Source organism: Kibdelosporangium persicum, from assembly GCF_013280595.1.
In the GTDB taxonomy this organism is placed as follows: domain Bacteria; phylum Actinomycetota; class Actinomycetes; order Mycobacteriales; family Pseudonocardiaceae; genus Kibdelosporangium; species Kibdelosporangium persicum.
Genome location: NZ_JAAATY010000051.1, coordinates 40,871 through 52,856, shown reverse-complemented (window position 1 = coordinate 52,856; position 11,986 = coordinate 40,871). Strand labels below are relative to the sequence as shown.

Annotated in this window: 11 protein-coding genes; 4 read left to right on the top strand and 7 right to left on the bottom strand. The window is 67.1% G+C overall.

Annotated elements, in window-relative coordinates:
• On the top strand, nt 1–308 hold a 308-nt coding region (locus GC106_RS44765), incomplete at its 5' end, for an SMODS-associated NUDIX domain-containing protein (protein ID WP_217281533.1).
• Nucleotides 309–859: 551 nt separating this feature from the next.
• On the opposite strand, the gene GC106_RS44760 is transcribed toward GC106_RS44765, so the two are convergent.
• Nucleotides 860–2,179: an AlbA family DNA-binding domain-containing protein gene (locus GC106_RS44760; RefSeq protein WP_173142293.1), complete on the bottom strand. Its 1,320-nt coding sequence runs from the start codon at nt 2,177–2,179 to the stop codon at nt 860–862.
• Between the two features lie 306 nt (nt 2,180–2,485).
• Between GC106_RS44760 and GC106_RS44755 the strand changes: the two genes are divergently transcribed.
• On the top strand, nt 2,486–2,698 hold the full coding sequence (locus GC106_RS44755; protein ID WP_173142292.1) for a hypothetical protein: 213 nt from the start codon (nt 2,486–2,488) through the stop codon (nt 2,696–2,698).
• A 196-nt stretch (nt 2,699–2,894) separates the two neighbouring features.
• Complete coding sequence (locus GC106_RS49910) at nt 2,895–3,176, top strand: class I SAM-dependent methyltransferase (protein ID WP_173142296.1); 282 nt, start codon at nt 2,895–2,897, stop codon at nt 3,174–3,176.
• Here the strand turns inward: GC106_RS49910 and GC106_RS44745 are convergent.
• The 3 genes from GC106_RS44745 to GC106_RS44735 form a co-directional block, all read right to left on the bottom strand.
• On the bottom strand, nt 3,083–4,093 hold the full coding sequence (locus GC106_RS44745) for an SMP-30/gluconolactonase/LRE family protein (protein WP_173142291.1): 1,011 nt from the start codon (nt 4,091–4,093) through the stop codon (nt 3,083–3,085). The two genes, GC106_RS49910 and GC106_RS44745, sit on opposite strands and share 94 nt — an antisense overlap.
• A gap of 351 nt (nt 4,094–4,444) precedes the next feature.
• The gene (locus GC106_RS44740; RefSeq protein WP_173142290.1) at nt 4,445–7,381 is read right to left on the bottom strand and encodes a S8 family serine peptidase; all 2,937 of its coding nucleotides are present in this window, start codon (nt 7,379–7,381) and stop codon (nt 4,445–4,447) included.
• A 243-nt stretch (nt 7,382–7,624) separates the two neighbouring features.
• Nucleotides 7,625–7,822, bottom strand: coding sequence for a hypothetical protein (locus GC106_RS44735; protein ID WP_173142257.1), 198 nt, complete (start codon nt 7,820–7,822; stop codon nt 7,625–7,627).
• Between the two features lie 437 nt (nt 7,823–8,259).
• Between GC106_RS44735 and GC106_RS44730 the strand changes: the two genes are divergently transcribed.
• Nucleotides 8,260–8,970 carry an SGNH/GDSL hydrolase family protein gene (locus GC106_RS44730; RefSeq protein WP_312873409.1) on the top strand — a complete coding sequence of 237 codons (711 nt, stop codon included), beginning with the start codon at nt 8,260–8,262 and terminating at the stop codon, nt 8,968–8,970.
• 133 nt (nt 8,971–9,103) lie between these two features.
• Here GC106_RS44730 and GC106_RS44725 read toward each other — a convergent pair whose 3' ends face one another.
• The 3 genes from GC106_RS44725 to GC106_RS44715 all read right to left on the bottom strand — a co-directional run bounded on the left by GC106_RS44725 (nt 9,104) and on the right by GC106_RS44715 (nt 11,909).
• Entirely contained in the window at nt 9,104–9,469 is a 366-nt protein-coding gene (locus tag GC106_RS44725; protein ID WP_246368249.1) for an MGH1-like glycoside hydrolase domain-containing protein, read from the bottom strand.
• A 70-nt stretch (nt 9,470–9,539) separates the two neighbouring features.
• On the bottom strand, nt 9,540–10,388 hold the full coding sequence (locus GC106_RS44720) for an SAM-dependent methyltransferase (protein ID WP_173142289.1): 849 nt from the start codon (nt 10,386–10,388) through the stop codon (nt 9,540–9,542).
• 315 nt (nt 10,389–10,703) lie between these two features.
• The gene (locus GC106_RS44715) at nt 10,704–11,909 is read right to left on the bottom strand and encodes an MFS transporter (RefSeq protein WP_173142288.1); all 1,206 of its coding nucleotides are present in this window, start codon (nt 11,907–11,909) and stop codon (nt 10,704–10,706) included.
• Between the last annotated feature and the right edge of the window lie 77 nt (nt 11,910–11,986).

Here is an 11,986-nt window from a genome sequence, read left to right as displayed (position 1 = left end):
ACGTGGCTTCGCTGGAGTTCACCCCACTCCGGGTGGTCCAAACGGGCCCACGCCAAGAACCCGGCACCGACTATCTGCACCTGCGCCGGTTCGAGGTCTACGACATCGCAGTGGCTCCAACCGGGGCCGCGGCCCAGTTCAAGCAGCGCCTGCTGGAGCTGGCCGAGGATCCGACGACTCACTTGATCGTCGGGGTGGGCGCGACGGACATCGAGTACGGCCGCTGCACGGCCGGACTGATCGGCGGTCAAGCCGCGTTTCTCATTGGCACCAAACGGCGCCACCCACCGATCCCGGCGGTGCGATAACGCATGCCGCGCCCGGCAGACTCCACACCCTGCCCGCCATCGCTCCGATCCCCGCACTCGGCAACACCAGTCCGTCGCGGCCTCGGAGCCGTCTGGCCGCCGCCTGCAGTAGCGATCCCGACGTCTCCGGGAACGCCAGGACAGGTGACGGCACTTGCAGTGGCTGTGTGCGGGCCCATCGGAAGGTGATCTCGAACGGTCGGTCCTTCCGGAACCAGTGAGATCGCCAAGTGCCTTACATAGATCCGCGGACACCCCGGCCGTGGCTGTCTCGTCGAATGCCGCTGGCGCATCGGCCAGCACGGCGGACTGTGCCGCACTCATCGCCTCGAGCATCTGCAACACAACGGCCCTGCCACCGATCTCTCGGTCGCCCAAGGCTCGTGCCGTCGAGTTCGCCGCCAGTCGGGCATCGACGACGTAGCTTCCGGCCCGTGATGGCTCCAGCTCAGCGGCGCGCAGGAGATCTCCGACCGCTGCCGGTGATCGGCCACGGAAGCCGGAGGACATCGTGCCGCACAACGCTGTGCACGCTGAGGCCGTCGTCGAGCTCAGTCGGGTATGGACGAACTTGGTACGCCGAACTGATGGACGAGGTCATCCGCGAGCTGGCGGGCCGCGCCGCGCAAGGCCACGACGTCGTCGGCGGCGGAGAACGCGGTCTCCACAGCCACCGGTTCCCGGACTGCTCGAGTGCCCGGCACCTGGCGGAACATCGAGTTCATCCTGCCGTGCAGTTGGTTGTCGATCGCGACCAGCGGAGTTGAACTGTTCTCCTTCAGAAGAGCCGCACGAGCCAGGATCGTTCCCACGCCGCCGAGTCCGCGGACATGGACCGACGACAACGCGACGGCCTCCGCGACCACAGCGTCAACGAACCTGACCGGCACCCATGTGGCGTCGAAGTCCATACTTGCGATCTCGTCGCGACGTATGACCCCAGTCAACCTCATGGCTACAGCGACGGAGCCATCGTGGTGCAGCTCCACTAAAGCCCAGGCGGGCTGATCCGTCGGGTCCGTCGAGTAGTGGTTCGGCCGGATGACCCACCGCCGCAGTCCGGTTCTCGGGTTGTTCACCGCTTCGCGAGCAATCTGGTCCAACATCGGATGATGCCTGTCTCTGGCCGATCCGAAGATGTCGACGGCCAACCGCATGGCGTCATCCATCGCTTTGGTTGCTGCGGCGCGCTGCGGACCGGGCAGCATCGGCAACGACGCGACCGGACAGGCAGCCACCGCCACCCACACGCCCCAGCCCCCTTTGGTCTCGTGGATCAGGCCGTCGATCAGCGCGGTCAGCGCCGCTCGATCGTCGGCGCGCCGTGCAAAACGATCGCGGTAGGCGCGTTCGAGCTCGCTTTCTGACATCCAGTTCGTGTCAGACCCGTAGCGATATGGGACGCCGAGCTCGTTCCTCTCGCCGATCACATGCGGGGCATCTGGGCTGGGCGGCACGAACACGGCCACCAAGCCAGGCGAACCGTCCTCGCTGTCGAGCGCTTCGATGAGCAGTCCGCCCACCAGCGGCCGCACGTACTTGTTGACGAACGCCCGCAGGGGCTGACGGTCCCGTTCACCGTTCGGCACACCAGTCAGCTCGACCGGCCGCTCGTTGTCCTCCCGGACCCCGAAAACGATCAGCCCACCGCGGGTGTTGGCCATCGACGTCACGTCCTTGGCGAACTCCCACTTCTTCTTCTCCTTGACCTCCGCCGGCAGGTTCTCCTTCTTCCAGGCAAAGTCCAGTTTCCAATCCAGATCTTCGCTCTCGACGACACGCTGGTCGACGGCCTGTGCCACCATGGCGTGTGTCAACGGCGCCGGAGACAGCCCCAGCTCGGCATGGATCCGTGACCACATGATCGCCATCGGCCAACAGTAGTTGACCCGGATGGTCACCGGCCAGCGAGAAACACCGCCCAGGCGGCAGGTTTCGATCGTCGATTAACGCAGCGGCCGAGGCGCCGCCACGACGTGGCCGCAGCGGATCGAGTAGTCGCCGCAGTCAACTTCGCCAAGACTCCGTTCCACCCGTGCTTCGAGCTGTGTGACCTGTTCGGTCCACGCAAACGAATTGATCCGCGTCAAGTGGCTTGAACGCGCCCACGCCGCCAGCCACCTGTATGTGCAGGCCAGGCATCGGCGGACGCTCTGCGGGACGAAGAACCGCACGCGATGGCACAACTGGTCTCGAAGGTCCGGGCGATCGACCCACATCGGCTGATCCCCGATGTCCCGGACACTGTCGTGCTCGCCGCCGCCGGTCGAGTTTGGAACACCAGGCCCCTGTTCACCTTGTCGCAGATCGCCCTGCTGCGACTGGACAGGACGTTGCGTCGTCAGCGAATGACCCTGAAGTTCGCGACATTCCTTTCATTCCCAAGGTAAACAGCTCGACGGTCGCGCAGTCGCCTGAGCACCCCGGCGAATCAGGGGGTCAGGCCAGCGGTCCTGACCTCCTACCCGGAGGTGTTGAACACACCGTCCGGAACTGTTGTGACGAGCCCAGTATCCTGCCGGCAAAGGCACCGACAGTGACCGGCCAGGCTGCACCCACGACGTACACCAGCTCGACGAGCCCAGACTGACCGTCGATCTTGTGGTTGGCAACGCGGCGGCCCCTGTGGCGTGCGGACAGTTCGACATGGTGATGGTGCGCCATCTGATCTGGGCGTTGCCGCAACCGCGCAGCGCATTGCGCCGATGGGTGGGACTGTTGAAACCGGCTGGGCAACTCGTCCCAGCTAGGGTCTCCTGTGGTTCTTCGTCAGGTCAGTACGGCCAGCCGGGGACGTTGAGGCGAATGCTGTACAGGCCGAAGTTCCCGGTGTTGCCACCGGTGGACGCAGTTCCCGACGTGATGTAGAGGGTGGTCCGGTCCGGGCCGCCGAAGGCGACGTTGGTGGCGTTGCGACCGGCCGAGATCGTGCCCAGTTTCCGCCCGGCCGGCGAGAAGACGTGCACCTTCCCTTCGCCATAGGTGGTTTGGTACACGTTCCCGGCGCAGTCGACCGTGCCGCCATCGGTGCCGTTGAGCACCGCGAAGTCGCTGCGAGGCCCGGTACTGCCGTCCGCGTTGACGGGGTACTGGTAGATCTTGCCGGTCGCGTTGCCGCCGACGTACAGAGTTCTGCCGTCCGGGGACAGCTCGATCCCGTTCGGCTGGCGGATGGTGTCGTCGATCAGGGTGACGACACCGTTGGTGACGCGGAAGACACCTGTCTTGCCGGACATCTGGTCCGGCCGGTTCGCACGCTGGAAGTTCGGGTCGGTGAAGTACACTGTCCCGTTCGCGGCGACCGTGACATCGTTGGGAGAGTTGAACATCCGGCCCTGGTAGGTCGCCGCGACCGTGGCCCGCCGTCCGGTGGCCAGGTGGTACGAGGAGAGGCTGCGCTGATCATGCGTCGCCGCGAACACGGACTGACCGTCGCGGCTGATCGCCAGCCCGTTGCTGCCCGCGTTCTTGATGAACGTGGTGACGGCGCCCGTGGCCGGTGTGAACCGGAGGATGTCCGAGGGCTGGACGTTCTGCGGGCCGGTGCCGTCATACATGTGGCTCAGCAACAGAGTCTGCGTCGCCGCGTCCCACGTCGGGCCCTCCAGGAAGTTGAACCCGTCCTTGATCTTGGTCGCGGTCAGGTCCGGGGAGGGCAGCGGATTGCCGAACGGCCCTCCGGGACACGGCTCCCCGCGCGCGGCGGCCGAGGTGTGGGGGACGCTCAAAGCGGCCAGAACGGCCGTGGCCACAACAATCGCTCGGCGCTTTCCTCGGATGCTCATACCGGTGCCGTCCTCGGGAAGGTCGTGTGGAGTCCGGTTCTGGGAGCGCTCCCAGAACCGAGGGTAACGACATCGACGCAGTCTGGCAACAGAGGTCGCCTGCCCGACGACTGCGATCGCGATGATCCCGGGCACCAGCGCGAAGTCGCGCAGCCGGGCTCGGCGCGCGACTCGACCCGCAACGCGGTGCGGCTGTCAGGCACCGGTGTCGACTCCTTCCATGGCGGCGGGAAACCGGAGACCCGGCGAGAGCGCGGGCGGCATTCGAGGAGCTGCTTGCCGACCGGCTCCGCGTGCCCGGACCGCGCCACACCGACACCTTGCTGGGCGCTCGGAGTAGACCTCCCCGATTCAGCAGGCTCGTCGACCTGGCGGCGCGTGAGTTGTGCACCGCGCCCCGGTGACGACCGGTGCCCGGACCCGGAACGAGTTCGCGAGGTGCTCGACGGAGATCAGGTACGTGCGGACGGCATCAGGAGTGATCGTCCAGCTCACCGTGGTCGACGCGCCTGAGGCCAAGGTCACCGGGGTGACCGCGAACGTCGAGCCGCCGACCTTCACCTCGGCGTCGTAGGTGCCTGCCGAACTGCCGACGTTCTTCACCCGCACCGTCACGGAAACCGGCTCGCCGACCTTGACGGCTTCCGGGCTGACGGTCAGGTCGTACGGGGTGAAGTGTGGCGCGTTCACCGGCGGTTCGGGTGCGACCCACTCGATCGCGTTGTGGAAGAGTTCCTTCGCGTCGGCTGTCCAGGCGGCGGGGTCGGCCCCGTGCATGGACAGCAGCACGTGCCGGTTGTTGGCGCGCTGGTCGATGGCGACGCCACCGCCGATGACACCGCTGTTGCGGCCCAACGCGCCGATGATCAGTCTGCCGTCGCCTTCGTAGCCGGCGAACCAGGCAGCCCATTTGGGGAGGTCCGAGTCGACCGGGGCCAGCATCACGTGGTCACCGACCTTCCGGTCCCCGAAGATCGGGTGCTTCTCGGTGACCTCGTAGCGCAGGTCCTCCCCGTCGATCCAGCCCGCCGTCGACCAGGTTCCCTCGGGTTGACCGGTGTGCCTGGACAGCAGGGTCAGCCCGTTGAGGGAGCCGGTCGGGTGGTCGAGGAAGAGCACACCGGCGCCGCTCGCGTCGGTGGCGTCCAGCATCGCCTGGAACTGGGCCCGGTTGTAGCCTCCCCCACTGTTGTAACCGATCAGCACGACGGGGTGCCGCGCGGCCAGCTCGAGTTCGTTGTAGGAGTAGGCGGTCGCCGGGACGCCAGCCGGTGTGAACACGTCGTCCACGAACTCCTGGGCGTACGACTCGGGGCTGGACACGATGGCCACCGACGGCGGTCGCTTGGTCAGGGTGAAGTTCGCCGTGGTCGCCCCGCCCGCCGTGACGGTCGCCTTGCGCGGATCCGGTGCGGTGAAGGACGGATGGCTGACCTCGACGGCGTAGGTGCCCGCCGGAACGAGCGGGATCGTGTACCGCCCGTCCGCGCCTGTGGTAGCGGAGATGCTCCGGGGCACGTCGAGGAGGCTGATGGTCGCCCCGGGCACGCCGTGACCGGACTCGGCGAACACCACCGTGCCGGCCAACTGTCCACTGGGGACATTCTGGAGCGGGACGGCCACCGGCGTGAAGGAGTTCTTCGCGACAACCACGCCGGACACCTCGGCGTCCTGGAAACCGAAAGCGGACACGGCCAGCTTGTACGTGCCCGGCTCCAGCCGGGTGCGGAAAGTGCCGTCCGGGTCCGTGGTGACCGTGCGATTGCCCGGCGAGACAACGACCGTCGCACCACCGACGGGGGCACCTGACGCTCCCGCGGTGATCGTCCCGGTGATCCCGGAGTGCACCGCGACCCGGGCGGTGGCCTCGTAGGCGTTGATCCGGCCGTGCCCGAACCGGGTATCCGGCCGGTTCGGCGAGTTGCGGTTGTCCCAGAACGACGTGTCGGCAAGCGCGGCGAACACGGCGTCGACGGACAGGCCGGGCGCGGCGGAGCGCACCAGCGCGGCCGTGCCGGCGGTGTGCGGGGTGGCCATCGAGGTGCCGGAATTCGTGCTGTAGCCGCCGTCCGGTGAGGCCGAGTACACATCGACCCCGGGCGCGGAGACGTTCGGCTTGACCCAGGCGTCCGGCCACTCGGCGGGCGGGCCGGTCCACTGGTCCTTGCGGACCACGCCGCCGCACGAGAACGAGGCCACGTTGTCCGACGAGTCCGTAGCACCGACGGCGATCGCCTCGTGGACGTTTCCGGGACTCGCGGTGCCGGCCGTGCCGCAGTTGTTCCCGATGGCCATGACCGGGACGATGCCCGCGGCCCGGATGGCCTGCGTCGGCGCGATCATCTCGGCGAGAAAACCGTTGGCACCCAACGACATAGACACCACATCGGGAGGTGAGCCCGCTCGTTTGCCAGTGATGTCGGTCGGCGCGACGGCCCATTGCATGCCGGCGGCGATCTGCGCGAACGTGCCGCGCCCGTGAGGGATGACCAGGCCGTGCATGTACTCCGCGTCGGGCGCGACGCCGATCGCTGTGCCGGAGGTGTCACTGCCGACCACGGTGCCGGTCACGTGCGTGCCGTGCTCCCCGGAGTCCCGGGGCAAACTGTCGACCCGTCCCCCGGCGGCGTTGAACTCCGCCCAGCCGCCGGGGTGTTTCGGGTCGCGGGGGTCGGTGGTGGCCATCTTGCCGGCCAGGTCCGGGTGGTCGGCCGCCACGCCCGTGTCCAGCACCGCGACCTTCGCGCCGGCGCCGGTGACGCCGAGGTCCTGCCAGGTCCGAGCGGCCTCGATCTTGTCCAAACCCCAGGTGTGCGCCTGTGCCTTGACGTCCGCGGATTCCGTCACGCCCGGCAGGGTCATCTCGAAGTTGGGGACCAGGTGGTCGACACCCGGGATTTCGGCAAGCGCGCCAAGGGCTTTGGTGTCGGCCGGGAATTCGACGACGAGCATGTTGGTGAGCCAGAGGCGGTTCAGCACGGTGACGTCGTCGCGGGTCTCAAGGTGCCGCATGACCTCGGCCTGACTGTCGGCCGCATGCTTGCGCAGCGTGTCGACGACGGCGTCGTAGCCGCCGTCATGCTCAGTGACGTTAGGCAACATCAGCAGCGCCTGTACCGGCGCACCCTCGTCCGCGTCCTCAACCAGGGCAGCGAGTTCCAGCGCGATCGGCGCGGCGCCGGATTGGGCTGCGGCGTTCGTCGGCGGGATGGCCGTGCCCGCCAAACCACTGAGTACGGCGATCGTGGCCAGCCTGGCCACCGTGGATCTCACCCGGAAGAGCCGCATCGCCCACCTCAGCAGAGTGTGAAGGTTCAACTATCTCCCAGCATGGTGGAGAACCAACAGTCAATCAATGCTCTATTCGGCCGCCTACCGGCAAACGTCAACTGCCGGACTGGACACCGCACCGCGGCTCATCCGCTGACGGCGAAGCTTGACAGCCAACGGCGGCGGTTCGGACTGCCGGCCGGTACGCCGACATCGAGATTCACGACTGGCAGTTCGGCGGACGGCCGTCATGACCCGTGGTCATCCGATCGGTGGATGCGGGCCGGCCACGGCAGATGCCGGAGTGCGCGCCGGTCTGGCTCTGCGAGGGTATGACCGCGGCCCGGTGGCGCGTTCGAAGTCCTGCATCATCGCGTCGAGCATGGCTGATGCTTTGTCCCGCAGCAGTTTCGCGGCGGCGACCATGAGCTCGCTGGAGATCTGGTCGAGCCACGACATGGGGAGAAGCAGCCACGCACATCTCGCCCAAGCAGCACATTCCACTATGGACAGAGACTGACCGAACGGTCCGTCTCTGACTGTTCACGCTCACACACGCAACCGACTTGCAGCGCCCGCCCGGCGCATCAACGTCAGCATCATGTCCTAAAACCTGGACTCCCAGATGGTTACGAGTGAGGCTCGATGGCCCTTCTACCATCGAGCTGATGTTAGCGCTCACATTTGTCGTTGACTGGCGGTAGTGGTAGCGCTACATTTACCGGGAAGTCAAGGCCGCACACCGAGGTTGTCTCCGCTCCGGCTGACCCAGTCGGCGCAGTGACCGTCCGTCAACGATGACGTTGGGACTTTCGATGCGAAGGAACTCCTGCGCCAAGCCTCTTCGCCCACGCCGGGCCGTTGTCGCGGCGATGGTCTTGCTCACAACACTTTCCGTGCACACTGCCGCTGCCAGTTTGTCTACTGAGGACAGACCCGGCGCGCAGGCCGACCCTGTGCGGATCATGCCGTTGGGCGATTCGATCACCCAGGGCGACTCCAATGGCGGCTACCGCCTCGACCTCGGTACGAAGCTGCGCGCCGCCGGACGCACGATCGACTTCGTCGGCTCGATGTCCACCGGTCCGGCGACCATGCCCGATCGCGATCACGAGGGGCACCCCGGCTGGACGATCGCGCAGATCGACACCAATGTGGCGAACTGGCTGCGGACCTACGCTCCACGGACGATCCTGTTGCACATCGGCACCAACGACATGTATGGCAGCGATCCCGCGGGAGCGCCGCGACGACTGTCCACATTGATCGACCGGATCACGGCCCAGTCGCCGAACGCCGACCTCTTCGTGGCGACCATCATCCCGATCCGGTTCGCAGATCAGACTGTCCGGAACTTCAACGCCGCCATCACCCCGATGGTGCGCGCCAAGGCGGCGGCCGGTAAACGCGTGCACCTCGTCGACATGTACCCCTCGGTACCGATCGCCGACCTGCCCGACGGCATCCACCCCAATTCGGCCGGCTACAGCAAGATGGCGACTACTTGGTACAACGCCCTGCGATCCGTACCGGGCAGCGCCAGTTCGTCCGATGCCTCCCACGCCGCGGGCTCCGTCCAGCCCGGCAGGCCGCGGTTGCCGGGCTGACCATCGAGCTCAGTGAGCGGCAGGACACCACCTTCCACGTCACTCCCCCGCTCTCCCCTGGAGGTTGACTGGCTGACCACCCTCTGCCGATCACTGCGCAGGTGATGACAAGCGGATGTCGGGCGTGCCGATGTCAGCGGGCCCTTCTGGTCTGGGAATCCGCGGCCAGAATCAGGTACGCGCTGGCTGTCCACGTGTAGGCACGGTCGCGCAAGCCTTGTCCGGTCAGGGCGTCGAAGTTCTCGGCGAAGCCGGACTTCTCGCACAGCGCGCGAAACCGGGCGCTCACCCGGTCGGCGAGGTCGACGGCTCCGCCCCGGCGCAAGCCGTCCTCGATCAGGATCGTCGCAGGTGCCCACACAGGACCTCGCCAGTACCCATCGGCTTCGTAGTGCGGAGAGCTCGGCAGTTCGGTGGCGAGTCCGGCCGGTGTCAGGTGTTCGGCCACGCTCGTGGTGAGCGTGGCGTGCACGTCGGCAGGGAGTTCAGCGCTGGCCAACGTTCGATGGCTGGCTGGTTACCGGCATCCCCGCCACACCGGCCCGAGATCGCCGCCACGCTGTGCGAGTTCAGGGCTTGCGGCCGACGGCTCCCCAGCCGATGAAGTCGATCGGCAGGGCCGGAGCGAGGCGAGGGCCCTCGGGCCACCATTCATTGACCGGGACCAGGCCGGGGTCGAGGATTTCCAGGCCGGTCAGATAGGACTCGATCTCGGCAGGAGTGCGGCACCGGCCCCTGCCGATCGCGGAGCGGAGATTGGCTTCCATGGCTTTGGCCAGCGTGCTGACCTCGCTGCCGTCGTCCGGGTCGCAGAAGTGGCTCAACAAGACGTATGAGCCCGCTGGCAGCAGTTCGATATACCGGGCCATCAGCTCACGCGGGTTCTCGTCGTCTTCGACGTGATGGATGGTGGCGCACTGCATGAGCGCGATCGGACGGTCGAAGTCCAGCGACCGGGACACCACCGGGTGGGCAAACAGGTCATCGGGGTAGCGCAGGTCGGCAGCCACCACATGGGTGTGGTCGTTCTCCTCGAGAAGCGCGCGGCCGTGCGCGATCACCATCGGATCCTTGTCCACGTAGACGACCGTGGCCTCGGGGTTGACGCGCTGGGCGACCTGGTGGGTGTTCTCCGCTGTGGGCAGCCCGGACCCGCAGTCCAGGAACTGGTCGATCTTTGCTGTTGTGGTCAGGTAGCGCACCACCCTGATCAGCCATCGGCGCAACGCCTGGGCCAGCAGTGGCGCGTTCGGCTCGATCTCCATCGTGCGCCGGTAGAACTCGCGGTCCACCTCGTAATGGTCCTTGCCGCCGAGCATCATGTCGTACACACGCGCAACGCTCGGTTTCGTGGTGTCCACGCCCGGAAGCCCCAGTTCGTCACTGGGGTCGTTCCCAACCCTCGAGTTCTCGGCCATGATCCACTTTCCCCCGGTTGGCGTCTGCCGCGGTGAGGTCCTGCCGCTTCCCCGGTGACCTTACCGGTGCCGTCCCACCGCAACAGCACCGCCCGCCCGGACTCGACCATGAGGAGCAACATCAACGGCGCTGCTGCGTGCAGCCCACAGCAACCGGGTCAGGCCACCCGGCCGAAGCATTCGCAGCCACCGTTCCCACTGTCAGCAGCCAGGAAACTCGGCGCGACCACCCGAGCGGGTGTCCCGTCCACGCCAACACCAAGTACAAGATCACAACCCGACCAAGCCGCGGTCGATCCCGAGCGGTACAAGCGGTTACGCGATGTCGACCCGTTGAGGAGCCGGACGGACCAGCAGCGAGGCCAAGGCAGCCAGCGCAGCCGCGCCCGCCGCCGCCACGAACGTCGTGTCCGACCCGCCGTCGGCCGCGGTGACCAGCTGTCCGGCCAGTGCCGTACCGAGCGCGTAGCCCACCCACATGAACGTGCTCATCCACGCGAAGGCCTCGGTTCGCTGGTCGGCGGGGGCGGCCTCACCGAGCACGAGCTGGTGCAGGGTGTCCCGAGGGCCTCCGACCAGGCCGACTCCCACCAACACGACCGCGGCCAGTACCAGGCTGTCCACCTGGGTCATGATCGCCAACAGCACCGCGGACGCCGCGTGGTACATGGCCAGCTGGCGTTGGGCCTGCCCCTTACGCTCTCGGGCGCCGTACAGCAGGGCGCTGACCACCGCACCACCGGACGCCAGGCTCAGCAGGATGCCCGGAGCGCTGGCGGCGTTCTGGGCGGTCGCCAAAGCGGTGATGCCGACGATGATGCTGCTGAAAGCGAGCGTGTCGCACACGAGAATGGTCAGCAGAACACGGACCTGGCCCTGCCCCAGCGGACCGAGCAACCGGCGGAACCGGTTGCCGTCCTTGGCTTCGCCGGCCTGCCGAGCCCGTAGTGCGGGCACTGTCAGCAACAACGTGACACCGGCCAGGGTGCATGAGCCCGCGAAGATCACGGCGGCGAGCGGGGAAGCGATCGCGACCAACGCCGACACGATCAACGGACCGGTCACGAACATGGTCTCGTTGAGCACCGCGTCCAACGCGAACGCGGTCTTCACCTGTTCTTTCGGAACCACCGCCTGCCAACTGGATCGCACGATCGGACCAGCCGGAGGCGTACTGACGCCGAGCAGGATCGCGCTGCCGACCAGCGCGCCGACGGATACCGCGTGCCACAGGAAAAGGATCAGCAGCACGTAGGCGATCACGTGGATCACCAAGTACCACAGCAGAACCCGGAGCGGCTGGAACCGGTCGGCCAACCGGCCCGCCACGGGGACGCCCACCGCGAGCGCCGCCGCGTACCCCGTCAGGACCAGACCACCCGCGCCCAGAGACCCGTACGCCGCTTCGACCCCGAGCAGGATGCTGAGGCTCAACATCGGTGCCGCGATCCTGGTGGCTACGGCCGCGATGGCGAGCCTGCGGACATCGGAATGGGTGAACAGGGCCACGTAAGCGCGCATGCACAGTCCCCCCAATGGGTCACATTTCGCCGCCGGGCGGCCATTAACCTGGCCACTGCCCGGTTTGTTGCTACCTT